General features: G+C 71.0%; 11 protein-coding genes. 5 read left to right on the top strand and 6 right to left on the bottom strand.

The window, feature by feature from the left end:
* The first annotated feature begins 23 nt into the window (after positions 1–23).
* Both PS467_RS19465 and PS467_RS19460 read left to right on the top strand, forming a co-directional pair.
* On the top strand, positions 24–809 hold the full coding sequence (locus PS467_RS19465) for a GntR family transcriptional regulator (RefSeq protein WP_311036364.1): 786 nt from the start codon (positions 24–26) through the stop codon (positions 807–809).
* A 2-nt stretch (positions 810–811) separates the two neighbouring features.
* Positions 812–1,570 (top strand): glycosyltransferase family 2 protein, encoded by a 759-nt coding sequence (locus tag PS467_RS19460; protein WP_311036363.1) that lies wholly within the window; start codon positions 812–814, stop codon positions 1,568–1,570.
* Between the two features lie 12 nt (positions 1,571–1,582).
* Here the strand turns inward: PS467_RS19460 and PS467_RS19455 are convergent, their stop codons facing one another.
* The 5 genes from PS467_RS19455 to phoU all read right to left on the bottom strand — a co-directional run bounded on the left by PS467_RS19455 (position 1,583) and on the right by phoU (position 8,791).
* On the bottom strand, positions 1,583–2,482 hold the full coding sequence (locus tag PS467_RS19455) for an FkbM family methyltransferase (protein WP_311036362.1): 900 nt from the start codon (positions 2,480–2,482) through the stop codon (positions 1,583–1,585).
* Between the two features lie 286 nt (positions 2,483–2,768).
* The gene (locus tag PS467_RS19450; RefSeq protein WP_311036361.1) at positions 2,769–6,884 is read right to left on the bottom strand and encodes an nSTAND1 domain-containing NTPase; all 4,116 of its coding nucleotides are present in this window, start codon (positions 6,882–6,884) and stop codon (positions 2,769–2,771) included.
* Positions 6,885–7,476: 592 nt separating this feature from the next.
* Positions 7,477–7,707 (bottom strand): hypothetical protein, encoded by a 231-nt coding sequence (locus PS467_RS19445; RefSeq protein ID WP_311036360.1) that lies wholly within the window; start codon positions 7,705–7,707, stop codon positions 7,477–7,479.
* A gap of 148 nt (positions 7,708–7,855) precedes the next feature.
* Positions 7,856–7,993: a hypothetical protein gene (locus PS467_RS19440; RefSeq protein WP_311036359.1), complete on the bottom strand. Its 138-nt coding sequence runs from the start codon at positions 7,991–7,993 to the stop codon at positions 7,856–7,858.
* A gap of 111 nt (positions 7,994–8,104) precedes the next feature.
* Positions 8,105–8,791, bottom strand: coding sequence for a phosphate signaling complex protein PhoU (gene phoU, locus PS467_RS19435; protein ID WP_311036358.1), 687 nt, complete (start codon positions 8,789–8,791; stop codon positions 8,105–8,107).
* A gap of 410 nt (positions 8,792–9,201) precedes the next feature.
* Here phoU and phoR point away from each other — a divergent pair, with 410 nt between their 5' ends.
* On the top strand, positions 9,202–10,509 hold the full coding sequence (phoR, locus tag PS467_RS19430; protein WP_268972877.1) for a two-component system sensor histidine kinase PhoR: 1,308 nt from the start codon (positions 9,202–9,204) through the stop codon (positions 10,507–10,509).
* Entirely contained in the window at positions 10,506–11,186 is a 681-nt protein-coding gene (gene phoP, locus PS467_RS19425) for a two-component system response regulator PhoP (RefSeq protein WP_037960596.1), read from the top strand. Before phoR ends, phoP begins: the two co-directional genes overlap by 4 nt.
* 415 nt (positions 11,187–11,601) lie before the next feature.
* Here the strand turns inward: phoP and PS467_RS19420 are convergent, their stop codons facing one another.
* Positions 11,602–12,303, bottom strand: a complete 702-nt coding sequence (locus tag PS467_RS19420) for a DUF461 domain-containing protein (RefSeq protein ID WP_311036357.1) — start codon at positions 12,301–12,303, stop codon at positions 11,602–11,604.
* Positions 12,304–12,973: 670 nt separating this feature from the next.
* Between PS467_RS19420 and PS467_RS19415 the strand changes: the two genes are divergently transcribed.
* Positions 12,974–13,456: a CarD family transcriptional regulator gene (locus PS467_RS19415; protein WP_009716930.1), complete on the top strand. Its 483-nt coding sequence runs from the start codon at positions 12,974–12,976 to the stop codon at positions 13,454–13,456.
* Positions 13,457–13,532 lie beyond the last annotated feature (76 nt).

Genomic DNA, 13,532 nt, shown 5'->3' with positions numbered 1-13,532 from the left:
ACCACCGAGGACGGTGAGCACGCATGGCCAAGTACGAGCAGATCGCGGATGCCCTGCGGGCCGGTATCCGTGCGGGCCGGCTGCTCCCGGGGGAGCGGCTGCCGGCCGAGGACAAGCTCGCCGTGCGGTACCGGACCAGCGTGCCGACGCTTCAGCGGGCGCTGTCGGAGCTGGTGGCCGAGGGGCTGATCGACAAGCGGCACGGGGTGGGGACCTTCGTCCGCACCCCGCGTCGGCGGATCGAGCGGAACAACGACCGGCACCAGTGGGAGAAGGACCGGGTGCGCCGGCCGAAGGCCGAACGGCTGAGGACCGGGTCCACCGAGCACGACACCGGGCTCGAGGTGACCGATCTCGCCTTCCACGCCGAGTACCGGGACGCGACGGCCGACGAGGACTTGGCGTCCGTCTTCGGGATTCCCGTGGGCACGCGGCTGCTGGAGCGGATCTACCGCACCAACTGCCGCGCGGAGGACGCGCCGTTCGCCTTGGTGCACTCGTATCTGGTGCATGACGTGGTGGCCGCCAACCCGGATCTGCTCGATGCCGCCAATGAGCCCTGGCCCGGCGGCACCCAGAACCAGCTCTACACCATCGGCATCGAGCTGGACCGCGTAACGGAACGGATCACGGCCCGGCCCCCGACGGTGGAAGAGGCCGACCGACTCGGTCTCAAGAAAGGCGTATCGGTGATCCTTCTGCGCAAGATCTGTACGGACACCGGCGGCCGGGTCGTCGAGGTCTCCGACGTGACGCTGGCCGCGGACCGTACGGAACTCGTCTACACGACTCCCCTGAAGAGGTGGTGACCATGCCGAACACCATCACCGTCATCACCGCGGTCCACGCCCCGGGCGCCGAGTATCTGCCGGACGCCTACAAGTCGTTGCGCGAGCAGGAGCTGCCCGACGGCTGGGACTGGCAGTGGGTGATCCAGGAAGACGGCGAGACCGACGCCGTACGTCCCTACGTCCCCGACGACGCCCGCGTCAGCTTCGGCCAGGGCCGGTCCGGCCGGGCCGCGATGGCCCGCACGATGGGGCTCTCCCGCGCCGAGGGCGAGTACGTCAAGGTGCTGGACGCCGACGACATGCTCACCCCCGGCGCCCTCGCCCGCGATCTGCGCGCGCTCACCGAGAACCCCGATCTCGGCTGGGCCACCTCCCGCGCCCTGGACCTCCTGCCCGACGGCTCCACGGTGGGCTTCGCGGGCGACCCGCCGCAGGGCCCCATCGCCCGCGGCGCCGTCCTCGACTTCTGGAAGGCGAACGGCTACCGCGCCCAGGTCCACCCCGCCACCCTCTTCCTGCGCCGCGACCTCCTCCTGGCCCTCGGCGGCTGGATGGCCCTGCCCGCCTCCGAGGACACCGGTCTGCTGATGGCCCTCAGCGCGGTCAGCCGCGGCTGGTTCACCGCCGAGACCGGCCTGCTCTACCGCAAGTGGCCCGGCCAGGTCACCAGCCACGCCGCCCACACCGACGAGGCCGAGCGCCGGGCGCGGTTCGCGGTGGTCGAGGCCAGGGCCCGCGTCCTGGCGGGCATGGACGGCTGGCGGTACGGAACGTCCTGAACGAGGCGTTTCTCAGGGCAGGGTCTCGGCGTCGACCCGGGAGAAGATCAGGTCGCTCTCCTCGGCGACCGGTCCCCGCCACCGCACCGGCACCTCGGGTGCGTGCCGCAGCGCGGCCGGGTAGCTGCCGGCCGCGTAGTCGTTGGCCAGGCGGTAGACGTGGAAGCCGTGTCCGCGCAGGACGTCCAGCAGCTCTTCGACGGATTCCCCCAGCTCGGCCATCCGCTGTGGAGTGACCTCGACGGTCAGCTCCGCGTCCGGGCGCAGGTTGTCCAGGAGGGGCGCGAGGCCCCGGACCACGCCGCCTTCCGCGCCCTCCACATCGACCTTGATGACCCTGGCCCGGGAGATCTCCGCTTCGGTGAGGAGGTCGGGCAGCGGGCGGGCCGCGATCTGGAAGGTGGACTCGGCCGGGCCGTCGTAGGGGACGATGCTGTTCGCTCCCATGTTGCGCGAGCTGGCGAGAACGAAGGTCAACAGCTCGTCGCGGTCGGACACCGCGGCATTGAGCGCGCGGATGTTGGCGCATCCGTTCCGCCGCGCGTGCCCCAGGAGGATCTGGTGGAACCGCGGCGAGGCTTCGACCGCCACCACCTTCCCGCCGCGCCCGACGAGGCGGGAGGCGAGGACGCTGTAGTAGCCGATGTTGGCCCCGACGTCCACGAAGACGTCCCCGGGCCGCAGCCGGCGCTGGAGCCAGCGCGTCATGTGCGGCTCCCAGACGCCGAAGAGGTAGAGGTACCGCTGGATGAGGTCCTGGGTGTCGACGGCGAAGGTGGCGCCGAAGCGCGTACGGGCCATGCGGTGCAGGGGGCGGTCCCGCAGCGCGGCGTTCAGGTGGCGCTCGACCAGGGCCCGCTTCCCCGCGCTCCATGGGGCATGGCGGACGTACTCGCGGCCCAGGTCCAGCACGGCCTGGTCGAGCCTGTGGGGCCTGGCGGGCCTCTCGGGCCTGTGGGGCCTGTCGGGCCTGCGTGTCACGGGGGATCTCCAAGTCATGAAGGTGCGTTCTCGGTCCGGTTCCCGGCGCTCGTGCCGGGCCTCCCCCTGACATGGAAGCGCCCGACCGCTGGCGACGGGGGATGCACCAGCGGTCGGGCTGTACTTAAGAGTAACGCGGCTTCTCGCATATGGCAGCCGACTCCTCGGTCGCGACGCGGAGTTGTGATCGCGATCACGCCATGTCCGGGCGACATGATCATCGGCCGCACGGCGGCGCGTACGACAGACTGGGCAGGTATTCGTGCCATTTCTCCCGGGTCAGAACGCCCCGGGTCATCGAGCAGATGCGGTGGGCGGCCCGGTCGACGTCCAGGTTCCACAGCCGGACGGTGCCGGCGCCGCTCGACACCCCGAGCATGCGGCTGTAGGGGCCGAAGGACAGGAAGTTGCCCGTCTTCGCGTTGGGGCTCATCGACTGACCGATAGGCGCGGCCTCGGACGGGTCGGTGATGTTCCACAGCCGGACCGCGTTGTCGTTGCCGCCGCTCGCCAGGGTGCGGCCGTCCCGGCTGAACGTCAGCGACACGATCGCATCGGTGTGGCCGGTGAGCGGCTTGCCCAGCCGGGTGGCCTCGGACGGGTCGGTGACGTTCCAGAGCCGGACCGTGTTGTCGTCGCCGCCGCTGGTCAGCGTGCGCCCGTCCGGGCTGTAGGCAAGCGCGTTGATGGGCCCGAGGTGCCCCGTGAGCGGCGCGCCCCGCCGGGTGGTGTGACGGGGGTCGGTCACGTTCCACAGCCGGATGGTGTTGTCCGCGCTGCCGCTGGCGAGCGTGCGGCCGTCCGGACTGAAGAGGAGGGTGTTGACGTAGCCCCGGTGGCCGGTGAGACGTGCGCCGAGCCGACGCACATGGGACGGGTCGCTGACGTCGTACAGCTGAATGGTGCGGTCGTCATACGCGCTCGCCAGGGTGCGCCCGTCCGGGCTGAAGGCCAGCGCGCCCGCGAACCGGGTCCGCAGCGCGATGGGCGATGGGTAGGCGACGGGGTGGGCCGGGTCGGTGACGTTCCACAGCCGCGCCTCGCGGTCTCCGGTCATCATCGCGAGGGTGCGGCCGTCCGGGGAGAACGTCAGCTCACGCACCGAGCCCTTCCCGGGCCGGAACGGCTTGCCCAGCGACACCGGCCGGTTGGGATTCTCCACGTTCCACAGCCGGAGCTTCTCGTCGCGCCCGGCCGTGGCGAGCACGCGCCCGTCCGGACGGAACACCCCGATCCGCCCGACCATGTCCGACGTCGGCAGCGACCACAGGCGGACCATGTTGTCGCCGGTGCCGGTGGCGAGGGTCCGGCCGTCGGGGCTGAAGCCGAGGGCGTACATCTCGCCGCTGCTCCCCGCGAGCGGCTCGCCGACCTGCGACGGGTACGCCGGATCGCTGACGTTCCACAGGCTCGCCGTACTGTCCTGGCTGGCGGCGGCGAGCATGGTGCCGTCCGGGCTGAAGGCCACGGACCAGATGGGGCCGGTGTGGCCGGTGAGCGGCGAGCCCAGCGGTTCCGCGTGACGCGGGTCGGTCAGGTTCCACAGCCGGACGGTGTTGTCCGCGCTGCCGCTGGCGAGCGTGCGGCCGTCCGGGCTGAACGCCACGGAGTGGACCAGGTCCGAGTGGCCGGTCAGTACGGTGTCGATCCGCTTCGGGTGACGCGGGTCGGCCATGTTCCACAGCCTGATCGCGCCATCGTCGCCGCCGGCCGCCAGCGTCCGGCCGTCGGGGCTGAACGCCACGGAGCGCACGGCGGCGGTGTGGCCGGTCAGCGCACCGAGCGCCGTCGGCCGGTCCGGGTCGCTCATGTTCCACAGGCGTACGACGTGATCTTCGGTGGCGGCGGCCAGCGTCCGTCCGTCCGGGCTGAACGCGACCAGGTAGATGGTGCCGTCATGACCGGACAGGGGCTCACCGAGCGGACGCGGGTGGCCGGGGTCCCGTACGTCCCACCGGCGGATCGTGCCGTCGTCGCCCGCGCTGGCGAGGGTGCGGCCGTCCGGGCTGAAGACCGCGCTGCTCACCCAGCTCGTATGGCCGGTGAGCGGTTTGCCCAGCCGTTCGGGGCGGGTCGGGTCGCTCACGTTCCACAGCCGGACGGTCCGGTCGTAGCTGGCGGTGGCCAGGGTCCGCCCGTTCGGGCTGAACGAGGTGAGGTAGACGGCGCCGGTGTGGCCGAGCAGCGGAGTGGCCAGCGGCGCGTTCACCATCGAGATCAACCGGCTGTTGGTGCCCTCGTCGTCCGGCCGCATGCGGTGGGCCACCATGGCGAGCTGGGCGGACAGCGACGGATCGGTGGACTGGAAGCGGTCGGCTTCGGTCACCACCTGCTCGAACATCGCGTCGTCCCGCTGCTGCCACGCGACCACCGCCGCACCGGCGGCCAGCACCGCCAGGACGACCAGGGCCGACACGGCGCCCCGGCTGAGCCAGACGGTGCGCCGGCGCAGCCTGACCGAGGCGGCGAGGAACTCCACCGCGCTCCTGGTCAGAAAGGTGTCACCGGCCGACTTCGCCCAGGTGTGGGCCTGCTCCAGCCGGGAACCCCGGTAGAGCAGTGAGCTGTCGCGGTTCGAGCCCTCCCAGGCCCTGCCGTCCTCCTCCAGCCGCTGGCGCTGAAGGTGGTCGTTCCGGTCCTCGTCGATCCAGTCGCGCAGCCGTGGCCAGGCGTGCAGCAGCGCCTCATGGGTGATCTCCACGGTCTCCGCGTCGAGCGTCACCAATCGGGCGCGGACCAGGGCTTCGAGCGATTCCTCCGTCTTGCCCGGGTCCGTCGACTCCGCCGCCAGCTGCCGCCGCGTCCCCCGCCTGCGGGTGGCCGCGGTGTCCTCGCCCAGCCGGACCAGCCGGAGCAGGAGCAGTCGCGCGGCCGTACGGGCCCCCGGGTCGAGGCCGGTCCAGGCCCGTTCGGCGGTCGCCGCCACCGCGCCCTGGATGCCGCCCGCCGCGCGGTAGCCGGCCAGCGTCAGCCGGCCCGCCTTCCGCCGCTGCCAGGTGGCGAGCAGGGCGTGGGAGAGGAGCGGCAGCACCCCCGCGTCATGCGTCCCGCGCGGACCGTCGGCGCTCACCTCCCGGACGATCAGCTCCGCCAGTCCCGGTTCGAGCTCCAGCCCCACGGCCTTGGCCGGGCCGGTCACCGCCTCGCGCAGCTCCGCGGTGGTCAGCGGGCCGAGCACCATATGACGGTGTTGCAGGGCGTCGGCCAGTTCGGGGTAGACCAGGCACTGCTCGTAGAAGTCGGCGCGTATGCCGAGGACGACGAGGACGGGGGGCGGCTCGCCCGGTCCGGCGGGCGTGCAGGCGGCGTGGAGGAGCTGGATGAGCGTGCTCCGGTCCCTCTCGTCGGAGCCGAGGGTGAACGCTTCCTCGAACTGGTCCACGATGACGACCGGACGGCCGGTCGGGGACGTCCCGCAGGCCGCCCCGGGTTCCGTCCCGGCGTCGGCCCTGGGTTCCGTCCCGGCGTCGGCCTTGGGTTCCGTGCCGCGTTCCGCCCATGCCGTGACGGCCTCCCGCACCGCGTGCGCGAACCGAGCGGAGCCGGGCTCCGCCTCCGGTTCCTTGGCCGCCGGTTCCTTGGCTGTCGGTTCCTTGGCTGTCGGTTCCTTGGCGGAGGAGATGACGGGGGCGAGTTCGGGTATCCGGCGGGCCAGCTCCGCGAGCGGATCGGCCCCCGGCACGAGGTGCAGCACCTCCCTCGCCGGGCCGCTCCCCTCGCCCGGTGCGCCGCTGTGCAGCGCGGGCACCAAACCGGCGTTCAGCAGGGAGGACTTCCCCGCCCCCGAAGCGCCCACCAGCATCACCAGGCCACCCGTCCGCTCGGCCGCGCGCAGCTGGGCGACCAGGGCCTCCGTGCTCCGCTCCCGGCCGAAGAACCACCGGGCGTCCTGCTGCCGGTACGACGCCAGCCCCCGGTACGGGCACACCCCACCGGGCACGGCCGGGGATTCGGGGGAGGGCCGTTCCTCCTCCGTGGCCAAGGCCGCGGGGCGCTCACCGACCGGGTCGGCCACCGCGCGCCCCCACAGGCGCTGCCACTGGACCAGGTCGTACAGGCCCGCGGACACCGGCACCGGCCGCAGGCGCCGTGCCTCGGGAATCAGGACGTGCAACACCGCCGCGAGGGCGGCGAACTGGGCGGGTACGTTCTTGGCTCGTCGCCAGTCGCTGATCCGCTGAGCGGAGACCCGTACGGGCCGCCCTCGCTCGTCGGTCCGCTGAAGCCGGACGACCGCATCGGCCACGCTCTTGAGGGGAGGGTTACCGGCCTCCTTGTACAGCAGCGCGAGACGTTCCGCGAAGGCCGTGCGTGCCCCTGAGTCGGAGCTCAAGGTCCCCTCTCCTTCTTCCCCCGCACCTGTCGACTTCCGGACCGGAAAAGTCACTTTATACGGCTGACCTGCGGCGAAGTCGTTGATCCGATACCGGAACCTCCTCGGCGGGAGGCACAACTGGCAGGATCATGCCCCAGTCGCGCATCCACTACTAGCCACTTGGCCAGGCCACCAGCTCGGGGCCCGCGGAGACAGCCCATGGCACCGCTCGTTCTCGGACAGCTTTTGCCGAAGTGACGAGACGGCGGCGCCGGGCACGTCGCGGGGCTCGGGAGGTCTGTGGAGCCGGTCCCGGTCCCTTCCGGACGGCTGCCGCATCGACCACGGGCCCGGCCTCTCCCCGATCCGCGCCCGCACGGCGCGGATCGACACCGCTGCACCGTTCGGCACCGGTCCCCACGAGGGGAGGGACCGGCGCCGGACGGTTGTGGCATGCGGTTGAGGCGGATCAGGAAGCGGACCAGGCAAGCCGATCAACGGAGCCGGATCAACGGAGCCGGATCAGCGCAGCCCGATCAACGGGGCCCGATCAGCGCGGCCCAACCAGGCAAGCCGGACAGCGAACCCCAAATCAGGTGAGCCGATCAGGTCATCTCGGCGCGGCCGGCCAGTCGTCGGAGCTGCCGCCGTGCCATTCGATCAGCTCGGGGTTGTCGAGGGGGGCTTCCTCTTCCATCAGACCCGCGCGGTGCAGGAGCCGCCGGAGCTCGTCCGGGCTCACCACCACTCCGACGTCCTGGCCGTCGATCAGCACACGGCGCCGGCCGTCGAGCGGTTCGTCCACTACCACGCGAGGCGGGGCCGGGGTCTTGTCCTCCATAGGACCAGGCTCGCCGCTCCCGGCGCCGTCCGCACCTCGGGCGGACGGGGACCCCGCACCTCGGCCGGGAAACCGCCGCCACAGGAGTGCCACAGGAGAGAGGGCCTGGGACCGGTCACGGTCCCAGGCCCTCTGTCGTAGGGGTCGGTCAGCCGCAGCAGCCGCCGCATTGGCAGGGGCCGCCGGACTGGCAGCCGCAGCCGCAGCCCGAGCCGCAGCCGCAGGCGCCGACCGTGGAGCCGCCGGGCTGGGCCGGACGGGGTTCGGGCTTGGAGAGGTCCGCCATGAGTCGCCTCCTCGGGAGGGGGTCACGTCACTGCCGCTCATGGTGCCGACGACCCGGCGGCCCCGCGCAGGGGCGCGTCGACGGCGCGCGGAGGCACGCCGTCGCGGACGCTCACGCCCCTTCGACGGTGTTGACCGTGTCCTGCGAGGCGATCTCGTCGGCGTGCTCGCCGGTGACCAGGTAGACGACGCGCTTGGCGACCGAGACCGCGTGGTCCGCGAACCGCTCGTAGTAACGGCCCAGCAGTGTCACATCCACCGCCGTCTCGATGCCGTGCTTCCAGCGGTCGTCCATCAGGTGCTGGAAGAGGGCGCGGTGCAGCAGGTCCATCGCGTCGTCGTCGTGCTCCAGCTGGAGCGCGAGGTCGACGTCCTTGGTGATGATGACCTCGGCGGCCTTCGCCATCAGCCGCTGGGCGAGCTGGCCCATCTCCAGGATGGTGGCGTGCAGGTCGTGCGGCACGGCCGTGTCCGGGAAGCGGAGCCGGGCGAGCTTGGCGACATGCTGCGCGAGGTCGCCGGAGCGCTCCAGGTCGGCGCTCATCCGCAGGCTGGTCACCACTATGCGCAGATCCGTGGCGACCGGCTGCTGTCGGGCGAGCAGGGCTATGGCCCGTCCCTCCAGGTCCCGCTGGAGATCGTCGACCTTCTCATCGGCCGCGATGACGCTCTCGGCGAGCTTGAGGTCCGCGTCCAGAATGGCGGTGGTGGCACGGCCGATGGCCGAACCGACAAGCCGGGCCATGTCGACCAGGCCGTCCCCGATCGTGTCCAGCTCCTCGTGGTACGCGTCCCGCATCACTGACCTCTTTCGCCGACTCTCACTGATGGGCCTTGACGGATTCCGATGATCCCGGTGGATCGCGAGGGATCCCGTGGACCTCGTGGACCTCGATTGGATCTTTCGTTTTCTTTCGTTCCGAAGGATCGTCGCGGGCTCACTGACCCGACCGTGGGCTCGTTGACCCGAGGTCCCCAGACTCCCACGCTCCGGTCGTAACGCGTCCGGTTCCGGCACCGGGCGTGAACCACACCTGACCCCCAGGTGAACTCTCGGTAGCGCGGTCCGGGCGCCATCGCACGCCATCCGCCTGCCGAAACGTCCGTAGTGAACCGATACCGACGCCCCGGTGAACTCTCGGCAACGTCTGCCTGAGGGGATCGCCTCGGGGCTGTGGAGGTGTCTTGCCGCCCGCATAACCTGGACGCATGAACGTGAACGCGGCGATCGCCGCAGTGGCGGCGCTCGCCGGGTTGTGCACCGGCGTCATCGCCATGCTGGCGTTCCGCTGGAGCGAGCGCGAACAGGCGAAGCCTACGCGCTCCTCGCTGCACACCGACGCCGTGCTGCCGCCCGGCGTGGACACCGTTCTCTCGGTGCTCCGTTCCTCGGCCGTCGTCCTCGACGAAGCGGACTCCGTCGTCAAGGCCAGCTCAGCCGCGTACGCCCTGGGCCTGGTGCGCGGCGGCAAGCTCGCCGTCGAGCCGATGCTGGCGATGGCCCGCGACACCCGGCGGGACGGCGAGATCCGGCAGATCGAGCTGGACCTGCCACGGCGCGGCACCGGCCGGGGCGGTGACGCGCTCGCCGTGTCCGCCAGAGTGGCCCCGCTGGGCTCCCGGCTGGTCCTGCTGCTGGTGGAGGACCTCACCGAGGCCCGCCGCATCGAGGCCGTACGACGCGACTTCGTCGCCAACGTCAGCCATGAGCTGAAGACCCCGGTCGGCGCGCTGTCCCTGCTGTCCGAGGCCGTGATGGACGCGTCCGACGACCCCGAGGCGGTCACCCGCTTCGCCGGGCGGATGCAGGTCGAGGCCACCCGGCTGACCAGTCTGGTCCAGGAGCTCATCGACCTCTCCCGGGTGCAGAACGACGACCCGCTGGAGGACGCCGAGCCGGTCCGGGTGGACGAGCTCGTCGCCGAGGCCATCGACCGGTGCCGCCACCAGGCGGGCACCAAGCAGATCACGATGGCCACCGGCGGCACCGCCGATCTCCATGTGTGGGGCAACCGGGGTCAGCTGGCCGCCGCGCTCGGCAACCTCGTCGAGAACGCGGTCAACTACAGCCCGGCCCGTACCCGCGTCGGCATCGCCGCCCGCCGCATCCCCGCGACCGGCGGGGACCTGATCGAGATCGCCGTGACCGACCAGGGCATCGGCATCTCCGAGAAGGACCGCGAGCGGATCTTCGAGCGCTTCTACCGGGTCGACCCGGCCCGCTCCCGGCAGACCGGCGGGACCGGGCTCGGGCTCGCCATCGTCAAGCATGTGGCCGCCTCGCACGGCGGGGAGGTCACCGTGTGGAGCGCCGAGGGACAGGGCTCCACCTTCACCCTGAGACTCCCGGAAGCCGGTGCGGCACGGGACCGGGACCGCTCGCGGAGCCAGGCGCGCGAGTCGAGCGAGTCGAGCGAGTCGTACGACACCGGAGCAGACCTCGATGGCGAGGACCACGACCGGCCGTACGAGACCTTCACCAATGAACCACTCTCTGCCCCGGAGGTCCTTCCGTGACCCGAGTTCTGGTCGTCGAGGACGAGGAATCGTTCAGCGACGCACTGTCGTACATGCTTCGCAAGGAGGGATTCGAGGTCGCCATCGCGACGACCGGCCCCGAGGGTCTCGACGAGTTCGAGCGGAACGGCGCCGACCTGGTGCTCCTCGACCTGATGCTGCCCGGCCTGCCCGGTACGGAGGTCTGCCGTCAGCTGCGCGGCCGGTCCAATGTCCCGGTGATCATGGTGACCGCCAAGGACAGCGAGATCGACAAGGTGGTCGGTCTGGAGATAGGCGCCGACGACTACGTGACCAAGCCCTTCTCCTCGCGCGAACTGGTCGCCCGGATCAGAGCCGTCCTGCGCCGCCGCGGTGAGCCGGAGGAGGTCACCCCCGCCGCCCTGGAGGCCGGGCCGGTCCGGATGGACGTGGACCGGCACGTGGTCACGGTCGGCGGCGGCAAGGTGGACCTCCCGCTGAAGGAGTTCGACCTGCTGGAGATGCTGCTGCGCAACGCGGGCCGGGTGCTGACCCGTATGCAGCTGATCGACCGGGTCTGGGGCGCGGACTACGTGGGCGACACGAAAACCCTCGACGTCCACGTCAAGCGGCTCCGGGCCAAGATCGAACCTGACCCAGGCGCGCCGCGCTACCTGGTGACGGTGCGGGGTCTGGGCTACAAGTTCGAGCCGTAAACCGGTCTTGGTGTCCGGGTCGGCCGGACGGAGTCCGGCGCAGCGTCTCGAAGCCCGTGAGGCCCGCCGGGGCCGAGCGGTGCGAGGGATGCACGGGGAGGGGGTTCGAGCCCGACCCGGGCGCGCCGCGCTACCTGGTGACGGTGCGGGGGCTGGGCTACAAGTTCGAGCCGTAAACCGGTCTTGGTGTCCCGGTGCGCCGGGGTGGGGTTTCGTTCCGGACCTGGCGTTCAGGCCGGCCGGACGGAGTCCGGCGCGGCGTTCCGAAGCCCGTGAGGCCCGCCTGGGCCGAGCGGTGCGAGTCGGCGGCCGTTGGCCGCATGTACCGCGGTCGGTCTGCCTCCCGGCGTCTCGGCATGGGTGAGGGCGGCCCGGAAAGCTCCGGGGCCGCCCTTACGCGTGTCCGCGGGGTCCCTCAGCCGTTGTTCGGGTCCGGCTCGCCCGTCGCGACGCCGTTCGACGTGCCGGTGGTGGCTCCGCCGCTCGGCGTGTTGCTCGGCTTACCGCCCGGGTTGTCGCTCGCCGAGCCGGTCGGGGTGCCGCTGGGCGTACCGCTCTTCGATCCGCCGGGCGTCGGGGCCGACGGCTTCGCGGTCGGCAGCTCGGTCGGGCCCCAGCCCTCGAAGTAGCTCGTCGCCGGGACGACGAACGCGGTGATCTGGACCTTGCCGGTGGAGCTGAGGTCGAACACGACCCGCTGTGCGTCGCCGTCCCTGGCGGCCTCGCGCCCGTCGCTGATGACAGCGGAGGCGTTGCCCTCGCCGCCGAAGGCCACCGAGCCGCCCTTCGGGACGACGACCGGGCCGGTCTTGCCCTTGGGCGGGGAGATCTTCACCCGCGCACTGCTGCCGGCGAGGGTGATGGCCTTGACGGTCTGGTCCTCCTTGCCGTTGTTGAAGAGCCGGCCGGTGACGACGGCCGGGCCCTTCGCCGTGCGATCCGGCTGGGTCACCACAGTGGCATTCTGGATCTTGATATCGCCGACAGCGGTGGCCGCGTTGTCGGGCTTGACCTCCAGCGTCTGCGCGTCGTTACCGGCTCCGCAGGCGGAGAGCGGGGCGACCGAGACCACGATGGCGGCTGCGGCGAGGGCGCCGCGTCGAAGGCTGCTGCTCACGGCGGCGGCATCTCCTAGGACGAGGTAAAGGTTGGATCAGCGCGCTTAGATTACCGATCCGCCCTCTTCGGCCCGCACCCGACCCGCCTCAAGCCGATCCGCCCCCGGGGGCATGCCCGTCCGATGCCGGTTCCGGCGTGCGTTACGGGGCCCGTCGGCGCCGTCCCGACACCATCCGGGCACCATCCCGAATATCGACTCGACCGGCGGCGCGGGAGATTATCGGTAAGGAATCCATGCATGTCCGAGAATTGATCACAGACTTGATCCGCGCCGCGTGATCAACCGCGCGATCAACGCCGCGATCAACTCGCGATCAGCCCCGCGATCAACGTCGCCATCAACGCTGGATGAACGTTGTGATCAATTCGTGAATCGGGGCCGGATCGCTCGCTCCTGATCCGAACGGAGTAGCGGAAGTCCATCGACCGGACTCCGGCAAAACGGGACGTACGGCCACTCGGCCGGGCTTCTCCGGGCGGGTATCGGGCGGGTTTCCGGGCGCCCGGACAGCCGCTCCCACCTGCGAATACCCGGTTCCGCAGGCCCCGCGCAGCACGTTCCTGCCGCACTTGTCAAGCCCCGAGATATGCCCTGACCTGCGAAAACGCCATTCAGAAGAAGGCGTTCCCGTGTTACCCTGGATAGCCACGGAAGGGGTACCTGTCACATGACGTTCAAGGTTGGCGACACCGTGGTCTATCCCCATCACGGGGCCGCGCTGATCGAGGCCATCGAAACTCGCCAGATCAAAGGCGTGGACAAGACCTACTTGGTGCTGAAGGTCGCTCAGGGTGACCTGACGGTTCGTGTGCCGGCGGACAATGCGGAGTTCGTCGGTGTGCGTGATGTGGTCGGCCAGGACGGGCTGGATCGGGTCTTCGAGGTGCTGCGTGCGCCGTATGCGGAAGAGCCGACGAACTGGTCCCGTCGCTACAAGGCAAATCTCGAGAAGCTCGCCTCCGGCGATGTGATCAAGGTCGCCGAGGTCGTGCGTGACCTGTGGCGCCGAGAGCGTGAGCGCGGACTCTCCGCCGGGGAGAAGCGGATGCTCGCCAAGGCCCGCCAGATCCTGGTGAGCGAACTCGCTCTCGCCGAGAGCACCAACGAGGACAAGGCCGAGGCCCTGCTCGACGAGGTTCTCGCGTCCTGACATCTCCATGCCGCGGTGCCCGAGTGACTCAGACCTGATTCCCGTTAGTCGTCTGTCGCCGGGCGCTGCGGCATGT

This window comes from Streptomyces luomodiensis, from assembly GCF_031679605.1.
In the GTDB taxonomy this organism is placed as follows: domain Bacteria; phylum Actinomycetota; class Actinomycetes; order Streptomycetales; family Streptomycetaceae; genus Streptomyces; species Streptomyces luomodiensis.
This window is presented reverse-complemented; position numbering and strand designations above follow the sequence as displayed.

Bases quoted from the DNA above. Each gene is read 5' to 3' on its own strand.
- PS467_RS19465 (WP_311036364.1), top strand. From the start codon at position 24: ATGGCCAAGTACGAGCAGATCGCGGATGCCCTGCGGGCCGGTATCCGT.
- PS467_RS19415 (WP_009716930.1), top strand. From the start codon at position 12,974: ATGACGTTCAAGGTTGGCGACACCGTGGTCTATCCCCATCACGGGGCC.
- phoR (WP_268972877.1), top strand. From the start codon at position 9,202: ATGAACGTGAACGCGGCGATCGCCGCAGTGGCGGCGCTCGCCGGGTTG.
- phoU (WP_311036358.1), bottom strand. From the start codon at position 8,791: ATGCGGGACGCGTACCACGAGGAGCTGGACACGATCGGGGACGGCCTG.
- PS467_RS19460 (WP_311036363.1), top strand. From the start codon at position 812: ATGCCGAACACCATCACCGTCATCACCGCGGTCCACGCCCCGGGCGCC.
- PS467_RS19440 (WP_311036359.1), bottom strand. From the start codon at position 7,993: ATGGCGGACCTCTCCAAGCCCGAACCCCGTCCGGCCCAGCCCGGCGGC.
- PS467_RS19445 (WP_311036360.1), bottom strand. From the start codon at position 7,707: ATGGAGGACAAGACCCCGGCCCCGCCTCGCGTGGTAGTGGACGAACCG.